The sequence below is a fragment of the Klebsiella aerogenes KCTC 2190 genome, assembly GCF_000215745.1.
In the GTDB taxonomy this organism is placed as follows: Bacteria; Pseudomonadota; Gammaproteobacteria; order Enterobacterales; family Enterobacteriaceae; genus Klebsiella; species Klebsiella aerogenes.
The window spans coordinates 2,031,976-2,058,022 of the sequence record NC_015663.1; the positions used below are offsets into that span (position 1 = coordinate 2,031,976).

General features: G+C 58.4%; 21 protein-coding genes. 12 read left to right on the forward strand and 9 right to left on the reverse strand.

The window, feature by feature from the left end; all coding sequences use genetic code 11:
• Positions 1-13: 13 nt before the first annotated feature.
• The 6 genes from EAE_RS09820 (at position 14) to EAE_RS09845 (ending at position 6,894) form a co-directional block, all read left to right on the forward strand.
• Positions 14-658, forward strand: coding sequence for a DUF4310 family protein (locus EAE_RS09820; protein ID WP_015368573.1), 645 nt, complete (start codon positions 14-16; stop codon positions 656-658).
• Between the two features lie 112 nt (positions 659-770).
• On the forward strand, positions 771-1,904 hold the full coding sequence (locus EAE_RS09825; RefSeq protein WP_015368572.1) for an amidohydrolase/deacetylase family metallohydrolase: 1,134 nt from the start codon (positions 771-773) through the stop codon (positions 1,902-1,904).
• Entirely contained in the window at positions 1,888-3,006 is a 1,119-nt protein-coding gene (locus EAE_RS09830) for a DgaE family pyridoxal phosphate-dependent ammonia lyase (protein ID WP_015704202.1), read from the forward strand. Before EAE_RS09825 ends, EAE_RS09830 begins: the two co-directional genes overlap by 17 nt.
• Positions 3,003-3,743 carry a 2-dehydro-3-deoxy-phosphogluconate aldolase gene (gene dagF / locus EAE_RS09835; protein ID WP_015368570.1) on the forward strand — a complete coding sequence of 247 codons (741 nt, stop codon included), beginning with the start codon at positions 3,003-3,005 and terminating at the stop codon, positions 3,741-3,743. The genes EAE_RS09830 and dagF overlap by 4 nt, the downstream gene beginning before the upstream one ends.
• Before the next feature lie 66 nt (positions 3,744-3,809).
• On the forward strand, positions 3,810-4,961 hold the full coding sequence (locus EAE_RS09840; protein ID WP_015368569.1) for a lactonase family protein: 1,152 nt from the start codon (positions 3,810-3,812) through the stop codon (positions 4,959-4,961).
• Between the two features lie 22 nt (positions 4,962-4,983).
• A complete protein-coding gene (locus EAE_RS09845; protein ID WP_015704203.1) occupies positions 4,984-6,894 on the forward strand; it encodes a BglG family transcription antiterminator in 1,911 nt (636 codons plus the stop codon).
• 19 nt (positions 6,895-6,913) lie between these two features.
• On the opposite strand, the gene nrdG is transcribed toward EAE_RS09845, so the two are convergent.
• The 3 genes from nrdG to EAE_RS09860 all read right to left on the reverse strand — a co-directional run bounded on the left by nrdG (position 6,914) and on the right by EAE_RS09860 (position 10,860).
• The gene (nrdG, locus tag EAE_RS09850) at positions 6,914-7,378 is read right to left on the reverse strand and encodes an anaerobic ribonucleoside-triphosphate reductase-activating protein (protein WP_015704204.1); all 465 of its coding nucleotides are present in this window, start codon (positions 7,376-7,378) and stop codon (positions 6,914-6,916) included.
• Positions 7,379-7,620: 242 nt separating this feature from the next.
• Positions 7,621-9,759 (reverse strand): anaerobic ribonucleoside-triphosphate reductase, encoded by a 2,139-nt coding sequence (nrdD, locus tag EAE_RS09855; protein WP_015368566.1) that lies wholly within the window; start codon positions 9,757-9,759, stop codon positions 7,621-7,623.
• 357 nt (positions 9,760-10,116) lie between these two features.
• The gene (locus EAE_RS09860; protein ID WP_015704205.1) at positions 10,117-10,860 is read right to left on the reverse strand and encodes a MurR/RpiR family transcriptional regulator; all 744 of its coding nucleotides are present in this window, start codon (positions 10,858-10,860) and stop codon (positions 10,117-10,119) included.
• Positions 10,861-11,121: 261 nt separating this feature from the next.
• Here EAE_RS09860 and EAE_RS09865 point away from each other — a divergent pair, with 261 nt between their 5' ends.
• From EAE_RS09865 to celB, 3 genes are all read left to right on the forward strand, one after another.
• Positions 11,122-11,430 (forward strand): PTS sugar transporter subunit IIB, encoded by a 309-nt coding sequence (locus EAE_RS09865; RefSeq protein ID WP_020079792.1) that lies wholly within the window; start codon positions 11,122-11,124, stop codon positions 11,428-11,430.
• 89 nt (positions 11,431-11,519) lie between these two features.
• Entirely contained in the window at positions 11,520-12,827 is a 1,308-nt protein-coding gene (locus EAE_RS09870; RefSeq protein WP_015704206.1) for a 6-phospho-beta-glucosidase, read from the forward strand.
• A 25-nt stretch (positions 12,828-12,852) separates the two neighbouring features.
• A complete protein-coding gene (celB, locus tag EAE_RS09875; RefSeq protein ID WP_015704207.1) occupies positions 12,853-14,205 on the forward strand; it encodes a PTS cellobiose transporter subunit IIC in 1,353 nt (450 codons plus the stop codon).
• A 56-nt stretch (positions 14,206-14,261) separates the two neighbouring features.
• Here the strand turns inward: celB and treC are convergent, their stop codons facing one another.
• From treC to treR, 3 genes are all read right to left on the reverse strand, one after another.
• On the reverse strand, positions 14,262-15,917 hold the full coding sequence (gene treC, locus EAE_RS09880) for an alpha,alpha-phosphotrehalase (protein ID WP_015704208.1): 1,656 nt from the start codon (positions 15,915-15,917) through the stop codon (positions 14,262-14,264).
• 51 nt (positions 15,918-15,968) lie between these two features.
• Positions 15,969-17,387, reverse strand: a complete 1,419-nt coding sequence (gene treB / locus EAE_RS09885; RefSeq protein WP_015368560.1) for a PTS trehalose transporter subunit IIBC — start codon at positions 17,385-17,387, stop codon at positions 15,969-15,971.
• 131 nt (positions 17,388-17,518) lie between these two features.
• Entirely contained in the window at positions 17,519-18,466 is a 948-nt protein-coding gene (gene treR / locus EAE_RS09890; RefSeq protein ID WP_015704209.1) for a trehalose operon repressor TreR, read from the reverse strand.
• 181 nt (positions 18,467-18,647) lie between these two features.
• Here treR and mgtL point away from each other — a divergent pair, with 181 nt between their 5' ends.
• The 3 genes from mgtL (at position 18,648) to EAE_RS09900 (ending at position 24,108) form a co-directional block, all read left to right on the forward strand.
• Entirely contained in the window at positions 18,648-18,701 is a 54-nt protein-coding gene (mgtL, locus tag EAE_RS25550; RefSeq protein WP_219995652.1) for a mgtA regulatory leader peptide MgtL, read from the forward strand.
• A gap of 146 nt (positions 18,702-18,847) precedes the next feature.
• Entirely contained in the window at positions 18,848-21,556 is a 2,709-nt protein-coding gene (gene mgtA / locus EAE_RS09895; RefSeq protein WP_015704210.1) for a magnesium-translocating P-type ATPase, read from the forward strand.
• A gap of 158 nt (positions 21,557-21,714) precedes the next feature.
• On the forward strand, positions 21,715-24,108 hold the full coding sequence (locus EAE_RS09900; protein WP_015704211.1) for a beta-N-acetylhexosaminidase: 2,394 nt from the start codon (positions 21,715-21,717) through the stop codon (positions 24,106-24,108).
• Positions 24,109-24,165: 57 nt separating this feature from the next.
• On the opposite strand, the gene ridA is transcribed toward EAE_RS09900, so the two are convergent.
• The 3 genes from ridA to pyrB all read right to left on the reverse strand — a co-directional run bounded on the left by ridA (position 24,166) and on the right by pyrB (position 26,036).
• A complete protein-coding gene (ridA, locus tag EAE_RS09905) occupies positions 24,166-24,552 on the reverse strand; it encodes a 2-iminobutanoate/2-iminopropanoate deaminase (RefSeq protein WP_015704212.1) in 387 nt (128 codons plus the stop codon).
• 73 nt (positions 24,553-24,625) lie between these two features.
• Complete coding sequence (pyrI, locus tag EAE_RS09910; RefSeq protein ID WP_015368555.1) at positions 24,626-25,087, reverse strand: aspartate carbamoyltransferase regulatory subunit; 462 nt, start codon at positions 25,085-25,087, stop codon at positions 24,626-24,628.
• Between the two features lie 13 nt (positions 25,088-25,100).
• A complete protein-coding gene (gene pyrB, locus EAE_RS09915; RefSeq protein WP_015704213.1) occupies positions 25,101-26,036 on the reverse strand; it encodes an aspartate carbamoyltransferase in 936 nt (311 codons plus the stop codon).
• Between the last annotated feature and the right edge of the window lie 11 nt (positions 26,037-26,047).

Sequence of the window (26,047 nt, forward strand, 5' to 3'; positions counted from 1 at the left end):
CGGGAGCCTGATAATGGAACAGAATAAAGGTTTTTGGTATGCCGACTGGTCGTTCCCGATCTTTGTTGGCCTGCTCTCCTCCGGCGTCTTCGCCGGGACGCACATGTACTATCTGTACGGCATCGGCGCCTTTAACGAAGTGGCCTTCGTGGCGATGTTGAAGGCAGGGATTGATACCGGCGCGTACGGCGCGGTGGCGGCATTCGGCGCAAGCTTCCTGTTCGCCCGCATCATCGAAGGTTCGCTGGTGGGGATTCTGGATATCGGCGGCGCCATTCAGACCGGTATCGGCCTCGGCGTACCGGCGCTGCTGCTCGGCGCGGGCTTTGTCTTCCCGGTGGCGAACTTCGCCGCGTCGCTGGCAACCGGCCTGATCCTCGGCCTGGCGGTCGGCTACATCATCATTCTGGCGCGTAAGTTCACCATCAACCAGAGCGATTCCACCTACGGCGCCGACGTGATGATGGGGGCCGGTAACGCCTCCGGCCGCTTCCTCGGTCCATTGATCATCCTCAGCGCGATGACGGCGTCTATTCCTATCGGGATTGGTTCTTTGGTTGGCGCACTGCTGTTCTACATCTGGCAGAAACCGATCACCGGCGGCGCCATCCTCGGCGCGATGATCCTCGGTTCCATCTTCCCGATTGCGATTAGCTAATCGCCCGATGGCGCCGCGCTTATCGGGCCTGCAAGTCAGAGCGATTTGTAGGCCGGATAAGGCGGTACGCCGCCATCCGGCAACATATTCACTCTTTCATCAGGAGATAGCTATGTTTGATTTACTCCTGCGCCGTGCGCGCCTCGTCGACGATACCCTGACTGATATCGCCATCCAGGACGGGAAAATCGCGGCGCTGGGCGAGATTAGCGCGCCCTCCCGTAAAACCATCGAGCTGAACGGCAAGGTTTACGTCAGCGCTGGCTGGATTGACTCTCACGTTCACTGCTACCCGAATTCACCAATTTATCACGATGAGCCGGATAGCGTCGGCATCGCCACCGGCGTCACCACCGTGATTGATGCCGGCAGCACCGGCGCCGACGACGTCGATGACTTCTATCAACTGACCCGTAAAGCGGCGACGGAAGTTTATGCGTTGCTCAACATCTCCCGCGTCGGGCTGATTGCGCAGAATGAGCTGGCGAATATGGCTAATATCGACGCCGCCGCGGTGAAGCAGGCGGTGCAACGTCATCCTGATTTTATCGTCGGCCTGAAGGCGCGGATGAGCAGCAGCGTCGTCGGCGAAAACGGCATTACGCCGCTGGCGCGCGCCAAAGCCATTCAGCAGGAAAACGGCGATCTGCCGTTGATGGTGCACATCGGCAATAACCCGCCGAACCTCGATGAAATCGCCGATCTGCTGAGCAGTGGCGACATCATTACCCACTGCTATAACGGCAAGCCGAACCGTATTCTTAATCCTGCCGGCGAGCTGCGCAGCTCCATTACTCGCGCTCTGCAGCGCGGCGTGCGCCTCGATGTCGGCCACGGTACCGCCAGTTTCAGCTTTGAAGTGGCGCGTCGGGCGATTGCGATGGGCATTCTGCCGCACACTATTAGCTCCGATATTTACTGCCGTAACCGTATCGACGGCCCGGTGCGCTCGCTGGCGCTGGTGATGTCGAAATTCCTCGCCATCGGCATGACCCTGCCGCAGGTCATTGACTGCGTGACCGTTAGCGCCGCCGAGGGGTTGCGTCTGACGCGTAAAGGGCGCCTCGAAGAGGGCTTCGATGCCGATTTAACGCTATTTAGCCTGCAGCATCAGCCCACGTTGCTGGTGGATGCCGAAAAAGAGAGCCTGCAGGCTGACAACATTCTGGTGCCGCTGGCCGCGATTCGCGCGGGCAAGGGCTATCTGACCGAACAAGGGAGCGCGGAACATGCCTTCGATTTTTGAGAAATACCATTTAAAACAAGTTATTAACACTTCTGGCCGAATGACGGCGCTGGGCGTTTCCACGCCGCGCCCGGAAGTGGTTGAAGCCGCGATGGCCGGTATGAACCAGTACTTTGAAATGAAAGACCTGGTGAATAAAACCGGCGAGTACATCGCCAAACTGCTGGATGTGGAAGGGGCGACCGTTGTCTCCTGCGCGTCGGCGGGGATTGCCCAGTCGGTCGCGGCGGTGCTGGTGAAAGACAGCGACTGGCTGCTGGAGAACCTGCACGTAACGCCAGTTGAGAATAACGAAATCGTGCTGCCGAAGGGCCACAACGTCAACTTCGGCGCGCCGGTTGGCACCATGGTGGCGCTGGGCGGCGGTAAGCTGGTGGAAGCGGGCTACGCCAACGAATGTTCTGCCCAACAGCTGGCGGCGGCGATCACTCCGCGCACCGCAGCGATTCTGTACATCAAATCCCACCACTGCGTGCAAAAAAGCATGCTTAACGTCGCGCAGGCCGCGGAAGTGGCGCGCCAGCATAACTTGCCGCTGATCGTCGATGCGGCGGCGGAAGAAGATCTGCAGTGCTACTACCGCATGGGCGCCGATTTGGTTATCTACAGCGGCGCGAAAGCGATTGAAGGGCCGACCAGCGGGCTGGTCATCGGCAAAACGCAGTACGTTGAGTGGGTTAAGCGCCAGTCGATGGGGATTGGCCGGGCGATGAAAGTGGGTAAAGAGGGCATTCTCGGCCTGACCTGCGCCATTGAACACTACCTGACGGCGACCAAAGAGAGCGGCCAGCAGATGGTGGACAAGATGACGCCGTTTATCGAACAGCTCAACACTCTCAACGGCGTGACCGCGCGGGTGGTGTGGGATAGCGCGGGCCGTGATATCGCCCGCGCCGAAATTAAATTTGATGAAGCGACCACCGGCGTGAATACCGGCGATCTGGTTAACGCCCTGAAGCAGGGCGAATACGCCATTTACTTCCGCGGCTATAAAGCGAATGAAGGCATTATCGAAGCCGATGTCCGCAGCGTGAACGCGCAGCAGCTGGAGGTGGTCGCTCGCCGCATCGCAGAAGTTCTGAATAAGGAGAAAAAAGCATGAAACTGACCCCAAACTTTTACCGTGACCGCGTGTGCCTGAACGTACTGGCGGGCAGCAAAGACAACGCCCGTGAAATTTACGAGGCGGCGGAAGGTCACGTACTGGTCGGCGTGCTCTCCAAAAACTATCCGGACGTCGCCAGCGCGGTGGCCGATATGCGTGAATACGCGAAGCTGATTGATAACGCGCTCTCCGTCGGGCTGGGCGCAGGCGATCCAAACCAGTCGGCGATGGTGAGCGAGATTTCTCGCCAGGTGCAGCCGCAGCACGTCAACCAGGTCTTCACCGGCGTGGCTACCAGCCGCGCGCTGCTCGGGCAGAATGAGACCGTGGTGAATGGCCTGGTCTCGCCGACCGGCACGCCGGGAATGGTGAAGATCTCAACCGGCCCGCTGAGCAGCGGCGCGGCGGATGGGATTGTTCCGCTGGAAACCGCCATCGCGCTGTTAAAAGATATGGGCGGCAGCTCAATCAAATACTTCCCGATGGGCGGCCTGAAGCACCGCGCCGAGTTTGAAGCCGTCGCCAAAGCCTGCGCCGCGCACGATTTCTGGCTGGAACCGACCGGCGGTATCGATCTGGAAAACTACAGCGAGATCCTGAAAATCGCGCTGGATGCCGGCGTGAGTAAAATCATCCCGCATATTTACAGCTCGATTATCGATAAAGCCAGCGGCAACACCCGCCCGGCCGATGTGCGCCAGTTGCTGGAGATGACCAAACAGTTAGTGAAGTAGTGCTCTTGCCCCTCACCCTCAAAGGGTGAGGGGCAACTTATCCCACCGAACCATCAAGGAGTTACCATGCCAACCGCTCGTCACCTGCTTGTTGCTTCACTGTCTTTGCTTGCCGCCGGCGCCGCCGCGCAAACCCACTACGCCTGGATTGGTACCTATAATCCTAATGGCGAAGGTCTGTATCGCTTTACCGTCGATGCCAAAACCGGCGCTCTGCGCGATAAGGCGCTGGTGAGTTCGTTGCCGAACGTCGCGCAGTTAACCGTATCGCGCGATGGCAAAACGCTGTATGCCGCCAGTGAAGTCGAAAAAGGCGTGGTGCAGGCGTGGCGAATTGACAAGAACGGCGAGCTGACGGAACTCAACCAGGTTGCCTCCGGCGGCGCCGGGCCGGTGTATCTCTCCCTGACGCCGGATGGTAAATATCTGTTGGTGGCCAACTATGTTAGCGGCAGCACCGCCGTGCTACCGGTGAAAGAAGATGGTAGCCTGGGCGAGGCGGTGGATGTGCATCAGGATGAAGGTCCGGCCGGCGCCGAACGTCCGGCGGCGGCCGTCGAGGGCAGCTTTGCCATTAGCGATCACAATGGCCCTCACGCCCATATGATCGCCGCGGATCCCAGTGGGAAGTTTGTTTACTCCACCGATCTCGGGCTGGATCGGATCTATCAGTACCGGCTGGATAGCGCCAGCGGTAAGCTGACGCCGAACGATCCGCCGTTTATCGCCGCCTCATCGCCGGGAGCCGGCCCGCGCCACTTCGTCTTTACGCCAAAGGGCGACGGTCTGTGGCTGATTAACGAAGAAGCGTCGACGCTGACCTTCTATCATCTTGATAAGCAAAGCGGCCTGCTGCGCGAAGGCAAAACCGTCTCCGCGCTGCCGAAAGAGTATAAGGGTACCAGCTTTGCCGCGGGCCTGGTGTTGAGCAACGATGGCAAACAGCTATATGTCGCCAACCGCCTGCATAACAGCATTGCCCACTTTAGCGTGCTGGCTGACGGCAGCCTGAGCCACCAGGAGGATATCTGGACGCGTGGGGATTACCCCCGTACGCTGACGCTGGATAATCAGGGGCAGTGGCTGTACGTCATGAACCAGCGTAGCGATAATATTACCCGTTTTAGCGTGGCGCCGAAGGATGGCAAATTAACCTTTGCCCCTGACTACACGCCGGTCGGTAGCCCATCGCAGATGGTGATATCCGCCCAACCCTGAGCCGTAACAACAAGGAACTGACATGCGATTTCCCAACCAACGCTTAGCGCAACTCTTCACCCTGCTGCGAAATGAAACGCTGCCGCAGGATGAACTGGCGCAGCGGCTGTCGGTTTCTACCCGTACCGTGCGCGCCGATATCACCGCGCTGAATGCGCTGTTGGCGCAGTATGGCGCGCAGTTTACGCTCAACCGCGGTAGCGGCTATCAACTGAAAATTGACGATCGGTCGCGTTTTCAGGCGCTGGAGGAGACGGCGCCGAAGACGCAGCACGTGCCGCGTACCGCCCAGGAGCGCATCCACTTTTTGCTGGTGCGTTTCCTGACCTCGGCGTTCTCCATCAAGCTGGAAGATCTGGCCGATGAGTGGTTCGTCAGCCGCGCCACGCTGCAAAATGATATGGTCGAGGTGCGCGAGCGCTTCCAGCGTTATCAGTTGACTCTTGAAACCCGCCCGCGCCACGGCATGAAGCTGTTCGGCAGCGAGGTATCGATTCGCGCCTGCCTGACCGATTTACTGTGGGAGCTGACGCTGCAGGGCGGCATGAATCCGCTGATTAGCGCCGAGGCGCTGGAAGCGGATGTTCCTGCGCAACTGGAACCGGTGCTGCAGGAGACGCTCACCCGGCATCATATTCGCCTCACCGATGTCGGCGAGCGCTTTATCTGCCTGTACGGCGCGGTTGTGGTACGCCGCGTGAGTGAAGGCTACCCGCTGGCCGATTTTAGCGCCGAAGATGTGGCGCAAAACGTCCGCGACGCGGCGCGCGATTTGGCGGGAGAGCTACAGCGGTTGGCCGGAAAACCCTTCTCGCCCGCCGAGGAAGAGTGGCTGTGCGTGCATATCGCCGCCCGTCAGGTACAGGATGTCGATCCCGAAACCATCAGCGCCGACGATGACGAAGCGCTGGTCAATTACATTCTGCGTTACATCAACAGTCAGTATAACTACAACCTGCTGGACGACGCCCAGTTGCACGCCGATCTGCTGACCCACATTAAAACCATGATCACCCGTGTGCGCTATCAGATAATGATCCCCAATCCGCTGCTCGATAACATCAAACAGCACTATCCGATGGCATGGGATATGACACTCGCCGCGGTATCGAGCTGGGGCAAATACACGCCTTATACCATCAGCGAAAACGAAATCGGCTTTCTGGTGCTGCATATTGGCGTCGGGCTGGAACGCCACTACAACATCGGCTACCAGCGCCAGCCGCACGTACTGCTGGTGTGCGATACCAGTAATGCGATGGTGCGGATGATCGAAGCGATCCTGCAGCGTAAATATCCGCAGTTGGCGATCGCCGCTACCATTTTCCAGCGTGAATATGAACAGCGGGAGGCGATCGATGAGGATTTTGTTATCTCAACGGTACGGATCGGCGAAAAAGACAAACCGGTGGTGACCATCGCGCCGTTCCCCACCGATTACCAGTTAGATCAGATTGGCAAGCTGGTGCTGGTGGATCGCACCCGTCCGTGGATGTTGAATAAATACTTCGATGCCGCCCATTTCCGGGTGATCGATAAGCCGATAGATCAGCAAACGCTGTTCGCCGAGCTGTGTCAGCAGCTGCAGCAGGAAGGCTTCGTCGATGCGGAGTTTCATGATTCGGTGGTCGAGCGTGAAGCGATTGTCAGCACCATGCTGGGCGACGGTATTGCGCTGCCGCACGCCCTCGGCCTGTTAGCGAAAAAGACGGTGGTCTATACCGTGATCGCCCCGCAGGGTATCGCCTGGGGCGACGAAACCGCCCATATCATCTTCCTGCTCGCTATCAGCAAGAGCGAGTATGAAGAGGCAATGGCGATCTACGATATTTTCGTGACTTTCCTGCGCGAGCGCGCCATGAGCCGCCTTGCCGCGACCCGTAGCTTCGATGAGTTTAAAACGGTAGCCATGGAGTGCGTCAGCCGGTTTTGAGAGGCTGACGGAGAGGGGATTAACGCAAATGATGCACGACCTGGTTGCTGCTGCCGCGCCAGATAAGCGCCGGGTCTTTTAAATCCTGCACAAACTTACCGTCGACCAGCACGTTAATCAGGTTCACGACTTCCATCTGCCCGGCGTTCAGTTCGTCAATCTTATAGCCCGTCCAGACCCAGATATCTTTACCGGGGCATTCGGCGCGTACGCGCTGAACCAGATTGAGGATCTCCGCGACGTTTTGCGGATGCAGCGGATCGCCGCCGGAGAGTGAAAGCCCCTGGCGTTTGATGCGGGTATCGTTGAGGTCGGCGATGATGCGGTCGGCCATCCCGGTTGTGAACGGCATACCGGAATTTACCCGCCAGGTGCTTTTGTTGTAGCAGCCGGGGCATTCGTGGACGCAGCCGGAGACAAACAGGGTGCAGCGGGTGCCGGGGCCGTTGACGATGTCGACGGGGTAATACTGGTGATAATTCATTGTTTCCTCTTCTCATTTGCCGCTGCAGCGTCGTTGGCTGCGCTCGCTCGCCCGGGTCACTTACTCCAGTAAGCTCCCCGGGACTTACTCGTTTGCCGCCTTGCTCTGACGTTAATTGCTTTGCGAAAACGAAGGAGTGCGGCCATTTCCCGGCGTCGCTGAGCTCGGCCGGGCTACGACAGTGGCAGTGGTAGCCCGGATAAGGCGCTGCGCGCCGCTATCCGGGAAAAGCGCATTGATCTTTAACCAATCTGCCCATTGCCCAGGTGCTTCACGCGGCGCTTCACTTCTTCCTGCTTGCCGGCGTTGAACGGACGCGCGTCCGGGCTGCCGAGATAACCGCATACCCGGCGGGTCACCGATACGCGGGCGGCGTCGTGATTGCCGCATTTCGGGCAGGTAAAGCCCTTGCTGGTGCACTCGAACTCGCCGGTATATCCGCACTCGTAGCATTCATCGATCGGCGTATTGGTGCCGTAATACGGTACGTGCTGATAGCTGTAATCCCACACGTCTTCCAGCGCCTTGAGGTTATGCTGGATATTCGGATATTCGCCGTAGCAAATGAAGCCGCCGTTGGCCAGCGGCGGATACGGCGCTTCAAAATCGATCTTGTCGTACGGGTTAACCTTCTTCTCGACGTCGAGATGGAAGCTATTGGTGTAGTAGCCTTTTTCGGTCACGCCCGGTACCACGCCGAATTCGGCGGTATCGAGGCGGCAGAAGCGATCGCACAGGTTTTCGCTCGGCGTGCTGTACAGGCTGAAGCCGTAGCCGGTCTCTTCCTTCCATTGTTCAACGGCGTCGCGCAGACGCTGAACGATGGCGATGCCTTTTTCACGCAGCGCTTCGCTATCGTACATATGCTGATTGTTGTACAGCGCGTTGATGGTCTCGTGAATCCCGATGTAGCCCAGGGAAATGGACGCGCGGCCATTCTTGAAAATTTCCGCGACGTCATCGTCGGCTTTCAGACGCACGCCGCAGGCGCCTTCCATATACAGAATTGGCGCGACGCGGGCTTTCACCCCTTCCAGACGGGCGATACGGGTCATCAGCGCTTTGCGCGCCAGCAGCAGGCGTTCGTCCAGCAGCGCCCAGAAGGCGGCTTCGTCGCCTTTCGCTTCCAGCGCGATACGTGGCAGGTTCAGGCTGATAACGCCGAGGTTGTTGCGCCCATCGTGTACCTGTTCGCCGTTCTCGTTTTCCCATACACCGAGGAAACTGCGGCAGCCCATCGGCGTTTTAAACGACCCGGTGACTTTCACTACCTGATCGTAGTTGAGAATATCCGGGTACATGCGCTTGCTGGCGCACTCTAAGGCCAGCTGTTTGATGTCATAGTTCGCATCGCCGAACTTATGGTTCAGGCCGTCGCGAATGGCGAAGACCAGTTTCGGGAATACCGCCGTTTTGCGGTTTTTCCCGAGGCCGGCGATGCGGTTGCGCAGAATCGACTGCTGGATCAGGCGCGACTCCCAGCTGGTGCCGAGGCCAAAACCAAAGGTGACGAACGGCGTCTGGCCATTGGCGGTATGCAGCGTGTTGACCTCATACTCCAGCGACTGGAACGCGTCGTAGCACTCTTTTTCGGTCCGCGTACGGGCATAGCCTTCGGCATCCGGGATCTGCCACTCTTCGGCAATTTTACGATGCTTTTTGAAGCTCTCGGTGACGAACGGCGCCAGCACTTCATCGATACGGTTAATGGTGGTGCCGCCGTAAATATGGCTGGCGACCTGGGCGATAATCTGCGCCGTGACCGCGGTGGCGGTAGAGATAGACTTCGGCGGCTCAATTTCGGCATTGCCCATTTTAAAGCCGTGAGTCAGCATGCCTTTCAGGTCGATCAGCATGCAGTTGAACATCGGGAAGAACGGCGAATAGTCGAGATCGTGGTAGTGGATCTCGCCGCGCTCGTGCGCCTGCACCACATCGCGAGGCAGCAGGTGCTGACGGGCATAGTGTTTGGCCACGATACCGGCCAGCAGATCGCGCTGGGTCGGGATCACTTTACTGTCTTTGTTGGCGTTCTCGTTGAGCAGCGATGAGTTGGTTTGCTCGACCAGACCACGAATTTCCTGGTTCAGACGGCCGCGCTTTTCACGCTCGATATCGCGATCGTGGCGATATTCGATATAGGCGCGCGCCAGCTGTTTCCACGGGCCGGACATCAACTGGTTTTCCACGGCGGTCTGGATGTCGTTGATATCGACCTGCGCGCGGCCCTGCATTTGCTGGCTAACGACTTCTGCGACGGTGGCGCAATAGTCTGCGTCATCGACTCCCGCTGCTTTAGCTGCACGCAGAATTGCTTCTTTAATGCGCTCTGACTTGAACGGCACTTTACAGCCATCACGTTTCATCACATGCGGTGTCATGATCACTCCATATATAGAACAGGTTATCCACAGAGGCGGAAGGTCTCCCAAAAGCGCGCCACGCTACGACTAGCGGCGTTTGCCTTCGGATCCGGCCCTTTTTATCCACATCTCATCACCGCCCAACAACGACAAGATATGGTGACATAATAGACGATTAATACAATATGTAGGGCCGAGGCGCATTTTAAGTTCTATATGTAGTGATTTGCATCAAAGATGTTTGCGATTTTATTGACCCAGAACAAGGTAAAAAGGTGAGAGTACGGATGATGGGCGCTAGCGTGAAATGTAAATTTAGGCGCTTAAAATATAAGCAAAAATTGGGCCCGATCGTGAAGGGAACGGGCAGAATATTCAGGCAATCAATGTATCGTTAAGCAGATCGACAAGCAGCAGCAGGGCGTAGCGGGCATGCTGCGGGTTGACGGGCAGGGGAAGCACGGCGCTGGCCATATCCGCCAGCGCGTGCTGTTCCGGGGTCAGAGCGATAATCGTCACCCCTTGCGTACGCGCCTGCAGCGTCGCGCTTTGTAATACGGCATTGGCATCGGCGGTGGCCAGCACCAGCAGCAGGTGATCGTCATTAAGGGTACTGGCAGTCATTCGCATCAGCGCCGAATCCTGGCAGAGATTAATCGCGATACCGGATGGCAGCAACTGGTGCTGAAGCAGCGCCGCCAGCGCCACGTCCTGGGCGCCGAGGGCGAAGCAATGCACCGCGCGGGCGCTCAGCAGGCGCGATTTGCACTTCTCCACCGCCGCTTCGGCGGTGTGGCCGAGCTGACGGGTTAGCGTATCGCCGAGGCTGCTAAGTTTGTCGCGCCAGGCGACGGGCAGGGCGGCGCTATCCGGCGTGAGCCAGCTGGCGCGCCGTTCGCTGGCCTGCGCCAGCTGTTTGCGTAAATCACGAATATCATCACAGCCCACTGAACGGGCGAAGCGGGTGATGGTGGCCGGGCTGACCCCCGCGCTGGCGGCCAGTTCGTCAATCGAGGCGCTGGCGGTAAAGCTAAGATTTTCCAGAATAAAGGCGGCGACGCGCGACTCCTGAGCGCTAAAGCGGACCAATCCGTCCTGTAGTTGACCTACGATATCCATCCTGATGTTCCCTTTGGCAGTACCCGGAATTGAAAATATTTTTCACTTAGTGAATAGCCGTTTTTATAGCATCTGCGCAGAATATTTCCTATGTCTGGCATCGATGTTTCGCAATGGCATGAGGAAATAATGCGCAAAAATTGAGCCTCGATCACATCGGTGAAAATTATTTTCATATAGCCTTCACTATCACACAATATTAACAATATAGTCGCATAGGTCGTGAAGGCTGAAGCGATAAACACGCAAAGGGGAAGCGCAATGCCACGAATCGTACTCTGTTGTGCCGCAGGCATGTCGACCAGCATGCTGGTGAACAAAATGAAAGCGGAAGCCCAGCAGCGCGCTCTGGCGCTGGAAATCTATGCCGTAGCGGTGGCGGAATTTGAACGCGAACTGCCGAACGCCGACGTCATCCTGCTCGGGCCGCAGGTCAAATACGAAGCCGGCCGCCTGACCGCGCTGGCGGCGCCGCAGGGTAAAGCGGTGGCGGTGATTGATATGGCCGACTACGGCATGATGCGCGGCGCAGCGGTGCTGGATAAAGCGCTGGCCCTGCTCGAACGCTAATTTTCTAATCCCATTTTTATCACCCTCACGTGCGGTCCTGGCGATCGCGCGCGGCGATCTGCATGCCGAAAATGCGAATAGAGGTCACTATGCAAGCACTGAAAATCGCCGTTATCGGCGGCGGCAGCAGCTACACGCCGGAGCTTATTGAAGGGATTATCGTTCGTTATGAACAGCTTCCGGTCACCGAACTGGCGCTGGTGGATGTCGAATCCGGCAGGGAAAAGGTTGAGATCATTGCCGCGCTGACCCGGCGGATGTTGAAACATAAAGGGCTGGATCAGGTGGCGGTCAGCGTCCACTTTACGCTCGATGAGGCGATCCGCGGCGCCAGCTTTGTGCTGACGCAGCTACGCGTCGGGCAACTGGCGGCGCGCGCCGCGGATGAACGGCTGGGTCTCAAATATCATCTATTGGGCCAGGAGACCACCGGCGTCGGCGGGTTCGCCAAGGCGCTACGGACGATCCCGGTGATCCTCGAAGTTGCGCGCAAAGTGGAACAGCTGGCGCCGGAAGCGTTCATTCTTAACTTTACCAACCCGGCGGGGATCGTCACCGAGGCGGTCAGCCGCTACAGCACGGCGAAGATCATCGGCCTGTGCAACGTGCCGATCAACATGCAGCACATGATCGTCGGGATGTTAGGCGCGCAGGAGTCCGAAGTGAAATTGCGCTTTGCCGGGCTCAACCATATGGTCTGGGTGCATAAGGTGCTACAGGGGCGCGAGGATGTCACCGGCAAAGTGATCGATATGCTCTGCGACGGTAAGGCACTGTCGATGAACAACATTAAAGAACTGCCGTGGCCGGCGGAATTCCTCCGCGCGCTGAAGGCGATTCCGTGCCCTTATCATCGTTATTTCTGGCTGACGCCGGCGATGCTGGCGGAAGAGATCGCCGCAGCGAAAACCAAAGGCACCCGCGCCGAGCAGGTGATGAAGGTCGAGCAGGAGCTGTTTGCGCTGTACGCCGACCCGCAGCTGGAAGAAAAACCAGAGCAGCTGAGCTTTCGCGGCGGCGCTTACTACTCGGAAGTGGCCGTTGAACTTATCAATGCGATTCACAACAACCTGGGCGCGGAGATGGTGGTAAACACCCGCAACAACGGCGCGATTCACGGCCTGGATGATGATGCGGTGGTGGAAACCAACAGCATTATTGATGCGCAAGGGGCACGGCCGCTGGCGTTCGGCCCGCTGCCGCCGGCGATGAACGGCCTGACGCAGCAGGTGAAGGCCTTTGAAAGGCTGACGATTGAAGCCGCGGTACACGGCTGCCGCGAGAGCGCGCTGTTGGCGCTGGTGGCTAACCCGTTGGTCGGTAACGTCACCGATGCCCAGGCGCTGCTGGATGAAGTATTAACGATAAACCGTCAATGGCTGACGCAATTTAACTGACCGCTATTTCCCTCGGGAGCACACCATGTCGAATACAAGCTGGATTGAACGTTACGTCATGCCGGCGGCGCTGAAAATCGCCGGGCAAAAGCACGTCCTGTCGGTACGCGATGGCATCATTCTGAATATGCCGTTTATGCTGATTGGCTCGTTTTTCCTGATTTTCGCCTACCTGCCGATCCCCGGCTATGCCGACATGATGAGCGGCCTGTTTGGCGAGGTCTGGCGCGATAAAATGCTGTACCCGGTGAAAGCGACCTACGACATTATGGCGCTGATTTCCAGTTTTGGCATCGCTTATCGGCTGGCGGAGAAGTACCGCACCATCGACCCGCTGAGCGCCGGGGCGATGTCGCTGGTGGCCTTTGTGATGACTATCCCGCAGAACACCCTCTTTACCCCGGTACACGGCGCGGCGGAGGTAATTAAAGGGGTGATCCCGGTGAGCATGGTCGGCAGCCAGGGGCTGTTTGTCGCTATTGTCATTTCGCTGCTGTCGACGGAGATTTATCGTTTGGTCGCCAGCCGCAATCTCGTTATCCGCATGCCGGACGGCGTGCCGCCGGCAGTGGCGAAATCTTTCCTCGCCCTGATCCCCGGCTTCTGTGTTCTGGCGGTGGTGCTGGCGCTGCGCCTGGCGGTTGAGGCCTCGCCGTTCGGCGACATCAACAGCATGATCGCCACTTTGATCGGTATTCCGATGCATCACGTCGGCGGTACGCTGCCGGGGATGATTATTTCGGTGATAGTGATCGGTATTTTGTGGACGCTGGGCCTGCACGGCGACGCGATTGTGCTGGTATTTATTCAGCCGGTGTGGCTGTCGAATATGTCAGAGAACCTGACGGCCTTTCAGAACGGCCAGCCGATCCCGCATATCATTACCCAGCAATTTTACGATCTGTGGATTGCGCCCGGCGGCACCGGCGCGCTGCTGGGGCTGGTGATATTTATGTTGCTGCGCAGCCGTAGTCAGCAGATGAAACAGCTGGGGAAAATTGCCGCGCCGGGAGCGTTGTTTAACATCAGCGAGCCGATGGTATTCGGCATCCCGCTGGTGATGAACCCGTACTTCTTCCTGCCGTTTATTTTAACGCCGGTGCTGCTGGTGATCGTGTCCTATACCGCAATGGCGACCGGGCTGGTTGCGCCGCCGGCCGGAATCGCACTGCCGTTCACTACGCCGATCTTCATCAGCGGCTATCTGGCGACCGGCGGCCATATTTCCGGCACCATACTGCAGGTCGTGAATTTAACTATTTCGCTGGTGGTTTACTATCCGTTCTTCCGCGCCTGGGATCGGCTGAAGGCCAAAGAGGAGCACGCCTCAGCGCAGCCGCAGGAGAGCGTTATCCTTCCTGACGCTGACCGCGCGTAATCTCCAGCCCCACGAACCGGTAGCCCCGGTGAGCGTAGCGCCACCGGGGAAAAGCTTTACGCCTGCAACCACCATACCGCTTCGAACGGCCGCAGCGTCATTGCCGCCGGGCGGTTGGACGTCTCCGCATAGTTGCCAATCAGCGCCCGCCAGTCGCCAGACATCTCCGGCGGCTGCCACGGCTGGAACTCACGGCTCAGGTTGGCGACCACCACCAGGGTCTGCCCCTGCCACTGGCGGCGATAACACCACAGCGACGGATGGTCCGGCAGCAGATCCTGATAATCCCCCCAGGTCAGCACCGGCGTGGTTTTTCGCAGCGCGATCAGCTGCTGATAGGTGTAAAACACCGATTCCGGATCCGCCAGCGCCGCCTCGACGTTAATCTCGCGATAGTTATCACCCAACGCGATCCAGGGTTTTCCATCGCTGAAACCGCCGTTATCGCCGTCGTGCCACGGCATCGGCGTGCGGCTATTGTCGCGCGATTTGCTGGCCAGAATCGCCAGCAGTTCATCCGGGCTTTGTCCCTGCGCCGCGCGCTCGATAAACATGTTATGGCTTTCCACATCGCGATAATCGCTGATGTTGCTGAAATGCGGGTTGGTCATGCCAATCTCTTCGCCCTGATAGATATAGGGCGTGCCCTGCATGCCGTGCAGTACCATCGCCAGCATCTTCGCCGCCGGCACCCGGTACTCGCCCTCGTCGCCGAAGCGCGACACGATGCGCGGCTGATCGTGGTTACACCAGAACAGCGCATTCCACGCCCGGTTATGCATCCCTTGCTGCCAGTGGCGGAATAGCGCTTTCAGCGCCACGTAGTCCGGACGGGCGAGGGTCCATTTTTCACCGCCGGGATAATCGACTTTTAAGTGATGAAAATTAAACGTCATCGACAGTTCGCGGCCGTCCAGCGCGGCGTACTGTTGGCAGTGTTCAAGTGAAGTGGAAGACATTTCGCCCACGGTCATCAGGCCACGAGGGGTAAAGACATCGCGGCTCATTTCCTGCAGGAACTCGTGAACCCGTGGGCCATCGGTGTAGAAGCGGCGTCCATCGCCAACGGTATCGGAGGGGAAGTCCTGCTCCTTGGAGATAAGATTGATGACATCGAGGCGCAGGCCATCAACGCCGCGATCGGCCCAGAACTCGCAGACTTTTTTCAGCTCGGCGCGTACCGCCGGGTTTTCCCAGTTGAGATCCGCCTGCTCGGTGGCGAAAAGATGCAAATAATACTGTTCGCTTTCCGCATGCCATTGCCAGGCGTTACCGCCGAATTTCGAACGCCAGTTATTCGGCAATGCTCCCGGCTCGCCGTCGCGCCAGATATAGAACTGGCGGTACGGGCTCGCCTTATTTAACGACTGGCGGAACCATTCGTGTTCCGTCGAGGTATGGTTAAACACCATATCCAGCACGATGCGGATACCGCGCGCTTTCGCTCCGGCGACCAGTTGGTCGAAATCCTCCAGCGTGCCGTATGAGGGATCGATAGCGGTATAGTTCGCCACGTCATAGCCGTTGTCCACCTGCGGCGAGACGTAGAACGGCGTCAGCCAGATAGCGTCGACGCCGAGCTTTTGCAGGTAGTCGAGACGGGCGGTGACGCCGCGTAAATCGCCGGTACCGCTGCCGGTGGTGTCCTGAAAACTCTTCGGGTAGATTTGATAAATAACGCCGTTTTGCCACCAGCGGGGAAGGGTATTCATATTACGTTCCTGCGAATATAGGGGGCGCAAGCGGCGCCCCGAAAGAAGACGTTAGATAATCTGCAAGGTGCCCTGACGGTACTTGCGTTGATAAACCACGGTGGTGAGGATTATCGGCACTACCACGGCGATGGCCATCGCCGTGGCGTAGACCTGCCAGTAGCTTGGCTGAATTGACAGGATGCCCGGCAGGCCGCCGACGCCGATACCGTTCGCCAGCACGCCGTTCAGGCCGCACAGCAGGCCCGCGAGGCCGGATCCGACCATCGCGCACAGCATCGGGAAGCGGTACTTCAGGTTGATGCCGTACATCGCCGGTTCGGTGACCCCGAGATAGGCGGAGATCGCCGCGGGTACCGATATTTCGCGTTCATTCTGTTTACGGCTGGCAATAATAATGCCGACCACCGCCGACGCCTGAGCAATATTCGACAGCGCAATCAGCGGCCATACCGGCGTGCCGCCCATGCTTTGAATCATCTGCATATCGATAGCGAGGGTGGTCTGATGTACGCCGGTTATTACCAGCGGCGCATAGAGGAAGCCGAACAGCGCGGCGCCGATCGGCGCGAAGCTGCCTGTTAACAAGTGGCGCACCGCGAAGGCCACGCCGTCGCCAATCAGACGACCAAACGGGCCGATAAAAGCGTGAGCGAGGAACACCGCCAGAATCAACGAGCACACCGGCACCACCACCAGATAGAGGTAGTCAGGCACGATGCGCTTGAGACGTGTTTCGATAAAGCCCAGTGCCAACCCCGCCAGCAGAGCCGGGATCACCTGCGCCTGATAGCCGACTTTCGCAATGGTAAACAGGCCGAAGTTCCACACTTCCGGCACCTGCTGGCCGAGCAGGTAGGCGTTCATCAACTGTGGAGAGACCAGCGTGACGCCAAGCACGATCCCGAGGATCGGCGTGCCGCCCATTTTCTTCACCGCTGACCAGCAGATCCCCACCGGCAGATAGAAGAAGATAGCCTCGCCAATCAGCCACAAGAAGTCATAAATCGTTTTCAACGACGGGTGCATTTGCGCCAGCGTCTGGCCGTTGCTCATTGGCAGATCGCCGATGACGTTACGGAAACCGAGGATCAGACCGCCGCTGATCAGCGCCGGCAGAAGCGGGAAAAAGATCTCGGCAAAGTGCGAGATCAACCGTTCGTGCCACTTCATATTTTGCCGCGCGGCCTGTTTGGCCTGCTCTTTGTCGGCGGACGCCTGACCGGTGGTGGCCAGCAGCGCCTTATAGTAATCGCCGACTTCGGTGCCGATGACCACCTGAAACTGCCCGGCGTTAGTGAAGCATCCCTTCACCATGCGCAACTGCTCAATCTCTTTCGGTTTGGCGATGGCCGGATCGTTCAGCACAAAGCGCAAACGGGTAATACAGTGGCTGACGGTGGCAATGTTGCCGCGCCCGCCCACCAGTTCGATCAGTTTATCGATGTCCTGCTGGTTTACTTTGCTCATGATGAAGCCTCAAAAACAGAGGGGAGAGATGCCGTTTTTTACCTTGCATGCATCCTAACCGTTCCGTTGGGAATGCAAAATGGGAACGTTCCCGAAACTCGGCGAAGATCACATAAATCGCCCGAACGAGATTAATTCAGGGCAGCGGGAATGACGATTTGGCGGGGTTCGGCGTGGCCGGCGATCTGGTCGATCAACTGCTGTGCCGCCTGGCGTCCGGCTTCGGCGTAGCCGGGATCGACGGTGAGGATCTCCGGATGCAGAAATTTCATCAGCGGCGTGCTGCCGACGCTGGCGAGTTGTAGCGTGTCGATACGCTGTTCCTGTAGATATTTACTGGCGCCGAGAGCGAGAGTATCGGTGGCGCAGACCAGCGCGCGGGTCTCGGGCGTCAGTACGCTGGCGACGCTTTCATACCCCTGCTTCATCGCCAGCCCCGGCAAAGCAGCGGTTGGCGTGAGCTTCTTTTGCGCGCAGAAATCGAGATACGCCTGATGACGGCGTTCCCCGGTGGTGACGTCGCTGTGCGGCACGCCGAGGAAGCTTATATGCCGGTGCCCGCGCTCATAGAGACGCTGCATCAGTAACTTGATCGCGCCATGATCGTCATAGCACACCGAAGCGAAGCCGGGGGCATCGCGCGCCAGCAGCACCAGCGTTTCGCGCCACGGCGCAAGCATCTCCTCGCTAATACCGGTAAAGCCGAACAGCACCACGCCGTCGATATTGCGCCGGGCGAGCATGCCCAGATGTTCTTCCACCAGTGCCGGAGAAAACTGGCTCTCCATCATGATCGGATCGTAGCCCTGCTGATAAAAGGCGGGCAGCATGGTCTGCACCGCTAAATTTTCCGACAGCGAATCCAGACGCGTGACGATAATCGCCACCACCTTATCGCTCTGACCACGCATGGCGCGGGCGGAGCGGGAAGGGGAGAAACCGTGCTGCTGCATCACCGCTTCCACCCGTTCGCGGGTGCGCTCGCTGACGCCGCTTTCGTTATTCAGCACGCGCGACACCGTCGACTTTCCGACGCCGCTTAAGCGGGCGATATCTTTGATTGTTAGCCGGTTTTGCATACGGGGTTCTCGCCATCGTCCGATTTGAGTGAGTCTAATGCTACTCAACGAATCCTCAATGAGCAAAGACTGGTTGATGTCTGGTTTAGTTGCCGGGCGGTATGATAGCCATAATAGCCACAAATAGTTTCCTGGTCGCGGTATACTCCGCGCCGTCTTGAGTCACTTACCGGAGAATTTTATGGACCCCGATCCCACTCCTCATCCTCGATGGATCAACCTTTCTTTCCGGTAAGCCTGTTTAGCACTGCTTTACCGGAAAGCGTAAAGCAGTGACGTCCACGATGTCCCTGCCCTATAAAAATAATGCCTGACAGGTAAGGCTTTGCCGCGCCTGTTGGCAACGCTGCGTTCGCTCGCGCGAGCGCGGAGGGACTGTTTATGCTGAAAAATTTTACCCGGCAGCTGTTCGCGCAGCTTAGCCGCCATTTACCACATCGTTTGATCCAGCGCGATCCGCTGCCCGATGCCCGCAATCTGGCCAGCGCGCCGATCCCGGATTCACTCGGCAAGCGCTGCCTGGACGTGGCGGCCATGGATGAGCAGGAGATCTGGCGCGCGTTCGATAGCCACCCTGAAGGGCTGAACGACGTCGAAGTGGCGGCGAAAATCGCCCTGCACGGCGATAACCAAATCCCGGCGCAGAAGCCGTCGCCGTGGTGGGTTCATCTGTGGACCTGCTATCGCAACCCGTTCAACCTGCTGTTGACGGTGCTCGGCATCGTCTCCTATTCCACTGAAGATTTGTTCGCTGCGGGCGTTATCGCGCTGATGGTCGGCATCTCGACGCTGCTTAACTTCATTCAGGAAGCGCGCTCGACCAAAGCGGCGGATGCGCTGAAGGCGATGGTCAGCAATACCGCCACGGTGTTACGGGTCATCAACGAACAGGGCGAGAGCCGCTGGCTCGAACTACCCATCGACCAACTGGTGCCGGGCGATATTGTCAGGCTATCGGCGGGAGATATGATCCCGGCTGACCTGCGCATCATTGTGGCGCGCGACCTGTTTGTCGCTCAGGCCTCGCTGACCGGCGAATCGCTGCCGGTTGAAAAAGTCGCGCGCACCCGCGATCCGCTACAAACCAATCCGCTGGAATGCGACACCCTGTGCTTTATGGGGACCAACGTGGTGAGCGGCTCGGCGCAGGCTATCGTCTACGCCACCGGCGGCAACACCTGGTTCGGCCAGCTTGCCGGGCGCGTCAGCGAGCAGGAAAGCGAGCCGAACGCCTTCCAGAAAGGCATCAGCCGGGTCAGCATGCTGCTGATCCGCTTTATGCTGGTGATGGCGCCGGTGGTGCTGCTGATCAACGGCTACACCAAAGGCGACTGGTGGGAAGCGGCGCTGTTCGCGCTGTCGGTGGCGGTCGGCCTGACGCCGGAGATGTTGCCGATGATCGTCACCTCGACGCTGGCGCGCGGGGCGGTGAAGCTGTCAAAACAAAAAGTGATCGTCAAACACCTCGACGCCATTCAAAACTTTGGCGCGATGGATATCCTCTGCACCGATAAAACCGGCACCCTGACCCAGGATAAAATCGTGCTGGAGAACCATACCGATGTTTCCGGTAAATCCAGCGAGAGAGTCCTGCACACCGCCTGGCTCAATAGCCATTATCAGACGGGGCTGAAAAACCTGCTCGACACCGCGGTGCTGGAAGGGGTAGAGCTGGATGCCGCTCGCGGTCTCGCGGAGCGCTGGCAGAAGGTGGATGAGATCCCGTTCGACTTCGAACGCCGCCGCATGTCGGTGGTGGTAAAAGAGCAGGACGACGCGCATCAGCTGATCTGTAAAGGGGCGCTGCAGGAGATCCTCAACGTCTCGACTCAGGTGCGCTACAACGGTGAAATCGTACCGCTGGACGACACCATGCTGCGCCGTATCCGCCGGGTGACCGATACCCTGAACCGTCAGGGGCTGCGGGTGGTGGCGGTGGCGACCAAATACCTGCCGGCGCGGGAAGGCGACTATCAGCGTGCGGATGAATCCGACCTGATCCTCGAAGGCTACATCGCCTTCCTCGATCCGCCGAAAGAGACCACCGCCCCGGCGCTGAAAGCGCTGAAGGCCAGCGGCATTACGGTAAAAATCCTCACCGGCGACAGCGAACTGGTGGCGGCGAAAGTGTGTCATGAAGTGGGGCTGGATGCGGGCGAAGTGGTGATTGGCAGCCAGATTGAAGCCATGAGCGACGACGAACTGGCAGCGCTGGCGAAACGCACCACGCTGTTCGCGCGCCTGGCGCCGCTGCATAAAGAGCGCATCGTGACGCTGCTGAAACGCGAAGGTCACGTGGTGGGCTTTATGGGTGACGGTATTAACGACGCCCCGGCGCTACGCGCGGCGGATATTGGCATTTCCGTTGACGGGGCGGTGGATATCGCCCGCGAGGCGGCGGATATCATTCTGCTGGAAAAAAGCCTGATGGTACTGGAGGAAGGGGTTATCGAAGGCCGCCGCACCTTCGCCAACATGCTCAAGTACATCAAAATGACCGCCAGCTCCAACTTCGGCAACGTCTTCAGCGTGCTGGTGGCCAGCGCCTTCCTGCCGTTTCTGCCGATGTTGCCGCTGCACCTGTTGATTCAGAACCTGCTGTACGATGTCTCCCAGGTGGCGATTCCGTTTGATAACGTCGACGATGAGCAGATCCGTAAGCCGCAGCGCTGGAACCCGGCCGATCTCGGGCGTTTTATGGTCTTCTTCGGGCCGATCAGCTCGATTTTCGATATCCTCACCTTTGGCCTGATGTGGTGGGTGTTCCACGCCAACAGCGTCGAGATGCAGACCCTGTTCCAGTCCGGCTGGTTCATTGAAGGGCTGCTGTCGCAGACGCTGATTGTGCATATGATTCGTACCCGCCGCATTCCGTTCGTCCAGAGCCGCGCCGCGTGGCCGCTGTTCGCGATGACGCTGCTGGTGATGGCGGTGGGGATCGCGCTGCCGTTCTCGCCGCTGGCGGGCTACCTGCAGCTGCAGGCGCTGCCGCTCAGCTATTTCCCATGGCTGGTGGCGATTCTGGCGGGTTACATGGTGTTGACCCAGACCGTTAAAGGCTTCTACAGCCGCCGTTACGGCTGGCAGTAGAGGTTTCGCCCCTTTGCCGTTCGGCAGAGGGGCTTACCGGTATTTCTCTTAAATCTCATCAAGTTGTGAAGCCCGTCATCACCATGTATTGACGCAATTTTGTGCGCATGTTAACCCAATGTTTTGCTTTTTTTGGCCCGTCATAAAAAGGAACATTGATGATTAACACCGTGCGTTACAGTCTGCTGACCAGCGGAATATTACTGAGCAGCATGGCGCTTGCCGCCCCGGCGGGCGATCTGCCGCTGATGCCGTGGCCCGCCCATGTGGAGCGCCCGCAGGCGCAGGGGGCGTTGGCGCTAAATAATCAGCTGACGATCAACGTCAGCGGTGACGATCTTGGCGAGGCGGCGAACCGCTGGCGCGAACGTCTTGCGCGGCAAACCGGCTGGACGCTCCAGCCGCAGACGGCGCCGGCAAAAAGCCCAACCATTAACGTGATCGTCAGTAAAAAAGTGCCTTTCCTGCCGCAGCCGGATAGCGACGAAAGCTATCAGCTAACCGTTAACGCAGACGGCGCGACCCTGAAAGCCAATACGCGTTTTGGCGCGCTGCGCGGCATGGAAACGCTGCTACAGCTGGTACAAAACGGCCCTGACGGCACCACCATTCCTTATGTCGCCATTGACGATGCGCCGCGCTTCCCGTGGCGTGGACTGCTGCTGGATTCCGCCCGTCACTTTATGCCGCTGTCGGCGATCAAGCGGCAGATTGATGGTATGGCGGCGGCGAAGCTTAACGTACTGCACTGGCATCTGACCGACGATCAGGGCTGGCGCTTCGCCTCCAGCCGCTATCCGAAGCTGCAGCAGCAGGCCAGCGACGGCCTGTTTTATACCCAGGCGCAGATGAAAGACATTGTGCGCTATGCCGCCGAACGCGGTATTCGCGTGGTGCCGGAAATCGATATGCCGGGCCACGCCTCGGCGATCGCCGTGGCTTATCCGGAGCTGATGAGCGCGCCGGGGCCTTACGCGATGGAGCGCCACTGGGGTGTGCTGAAACCGGTTCTCGACCCAACAAAAGAGGCCACCTACGCGTTTGCCGAGGCGATGGTCAGCGAACTGGCGGCTATCTTCCCCGATCCGTATCTGCATATCGGCGGTGATGAAGTCGATGATAGCCAGTGGCGCGCCAATCCGGCCATTCAGAAATTCCTCAAAGAGAAGGGGCTGGCGGACAGCCACGCGCTACAGGCGTACTTCAACCGGCGCCTGGAGACGTTACTCGAAAAACATCACCGGCAGATGGTCGGCTGGGATGAAATCTACCACCCTGATTTACCGAAGAGCATTCTGATTCAGTCCTGGCAGGGGCAGGACGCATTAGGCGACGTCGCCAAACACGGCTATCGCGGCATTCTCTCCACCGGTTTTTACCTCGACCAGCCGCAGTACACCGCCTATCACTATCGTAATGAGATTATCCCGCAGGGGCTTAACGGTGTGGATACGATTACCGATAACGACAGCGCCCAGAGCTGGCAGTTTTCGATGCCGCGCCTGAAGGGCAGCGCGGTTGAGGGCAGCTTTACGCTGGTAAAAGGCGATAGCGGCTGGCGTGGATTTATTGATTTTAAAGGGAAATCACGGCGTGCCGTGCAGGAGATTGAATGGCTCGGCGACAATCAGGTCACGTTCCGCGTCGATACCTGGATGGGCGAGACCCGCCCGGTGCTAACCATTAACGACGACAAGCTCGCAGGCTACTTCCTGCTTGGCAACACCCGTTATCCCATTGACGGCAAGCGGCTGGATGCCGTACCGCAGGGCATTCAGCCGACGCTGCCCGACGCGCAGCAACAGAAGAATCTGCTCGGCGGCGAGGCGGCGCTGTGGGCGGAAAACGTCGCCGCGCCGGTCATCGATATCAAGCTGTGGCCGCGGGCTTTTGCGGTGGCGGAGCGGCTGTGGTCGGCCGAAGACGTCAAAGACAGCGACAATATGTATCAGCGCCTGCAGGCGATGGACAGTTGGTCAACGGTCTCCGTCGGCCTGCAGCAGCACACTCAGCAGCTGGAGCAGTTCACCCGCCTGGCGAACAGCAGCCATACGCTGGCGTTGCAGATCCTCGCCGAGGCGCTGGAGCCGGCGCATTACTACACCCGTCAACATCTCAAGTTCCAGGCGAACAATTACCATCAATTTGAACCGCTTAACCGGCTGGCCGATGCGCTGCCGGCGGAGAGCGACACCGTACGCAGCCTGAACCAGTGGGCGGAGCGGCTAATCAGCGATGCCGAGGATACTGAGAGCGCCGATGCGCTGCGCCACGTCTTTACCCGCTGGCAGAACAACAGCGGCGATGCGCTGGCGCTGACCGACAATAACTATCAGCTGGCGGCGATTAAACCGGTGGTGCAGCAGGTTGATAAGCTGGCGAGCCTCGGGCTGCGCTTGACCGATCTGGTGGCGCGGCAGGGAACGCTGGACGATAAAGAGTTCGCCTCAATCCAGGCGCAACTGGATACGGCGGCGAAAACCCAGGATGAGCTGGTGATTGCGGCGGTCTATCCGCTGGAGAAACTGCTACGGGCAACGAAGATAAAATAGGGCATTTCCCTCACCCCGCGGATGGCGCAAGCGCCTGGGGTGAGGGCAGAGAAGCGCTTAGCGACGGATCGCGATAGCTTCAATCTCAATCTTCACGTCTTTCGGCAGACGTGCGACTTCTACGCAGGAACGCGCCGGGAAAGTGGCGTTATGCTCGGTGAAGAACGCTTCATACGAGGCATTCACGGTGGCGAAATCGTTCAGATCTTTCACGAAAACGGTGGTTTTCACGATATCGCCCACTTTCAGGCCAGCGGCTTCAACGATAGCTTTTACGTTGTCCAGGGACTGACGCGCCTGCGCGGCGACATCTTCCGGCACGCTGCCGGTTTTCGGGTCTACTGGGATCTGGCCGGAAGTGATGATCATGCTACCCAGATCAACACCTTGTACATATGGGCCGATAGCTGCTGGTGCCTTTTCCGTCGCAATAGTTTTGCTCATAATATCTCCAGATGAACTGCAGTAATTAGGTCGTAGCCATTATAGGGAGGGCCGGTATTAATACCAACCGCAATTAGTTGGCCAGCACCACATAATGGGAAAACTCTTTTTCACAGTATTTGCATTTGAGTGCGATGTCATCGGCGCGTTTTTTCACTGCGAAACTCGACGAAACCGGCTCAGCGTGACTGATGCAGTTGCTGTTCGGGCAGACCAGCACGCTGTTGATGCGCTCCGGCAGGCTCGGGCGGGATTTGCCCACCACTTCGTAATCATCGATACGGTTAACCGTTGCGTCCGGCGCATACAGCGCCAGCTGATTGACCTGCTCATCGGTCAGGAAGGTGTTCTCGATTTTAATCAAATCTTTACGGCCCATCTCGCCGGACGGCAGGTTCAGGCCGATGGTGATGCGCTGGTCGGTTTCGGTCAGCTTGAACAGGGTCAACAACTTGAAGCCGACCTGGGCCGGGATATGGTCGATCACGGTGCCGCGTTTAATGGCTTCTACTTGCAGTTTATTGTCGTGTGTCATCTCTCATTCCCCCTTATTGTGCCAGCTCGCTATTCAATACCAGTGCCAGTAACGCCTGGCGGGCGAAGATGCCGTTGCCGGCCTGTTGGAAGTACCAGGCGTGCGGCGTTTTATCGACGTCGGTGGTGATTTCATCAACGCGCGGCAGCGGGTGCAGCACCTTCATGTTGACGCGGGCGCCTTCGAGATCCGCGGCGCGCAGCACGAACTGCGCCTTCACGTTGGCGTATTCCGATGGGTCAAGGCGCTCTTTCTGCACGCGAGTCATATACAGAATATCGACCTCAGCCATTACTTCGTCGATGGCGCTATGCAGGCTCCAGGCGATGCCTTTTTCATCCAGCATATCGAGAATGTACTGCGGCATCGCCAGCGCGTCCGGGGCGATGAAGTAGAAGCGGTTGCCGTTGAATTTGGCCAGCGCCTGGGTCAGCGAGTGTACGGTACGGCCATATTTCAGGTCGCCGACCATCGCGACATTGAGGTTCTCAAGGCGGCCCTGAGTTTCCTGAATGGTGAACAGGTCGAGCAGGGTTTGCGTTGGATGCTGATTGGCGCCGTCGCCGGCGTTGAGAATCGGTACGTTGCCGGAGAATTCGGTTGCCAGACGCGCGGCGCCCTCTTGCGGATGGCGCATTACGATAGCGTCGACGTAGGTGCTGATAACCGAAATGGTGTCGGCCAGGGTTTCGCCTTTCTTGCCGAGCGAGGTGTTGCTGCTGTCGGAGAAGCCGACCACGCTGGCGCCGAGGCGGTGCATGGAGGTTTCAAAAGAGAGGCGAGTACGGGTGGAGGCTTCAAAGAAACAGCTGGCGATAACCTTATGCTTCAGCAGCTCGGGTTGCGGATTGGCTTTCAGCTTTGCGGCTGTCGCCAGCACCAGTTCGAGGTCTTCGCGGCTGAGATCGTTTATGGAAATGATATGTTTTTGATATAGCGGGTTAGCCATGCTTATCTCCT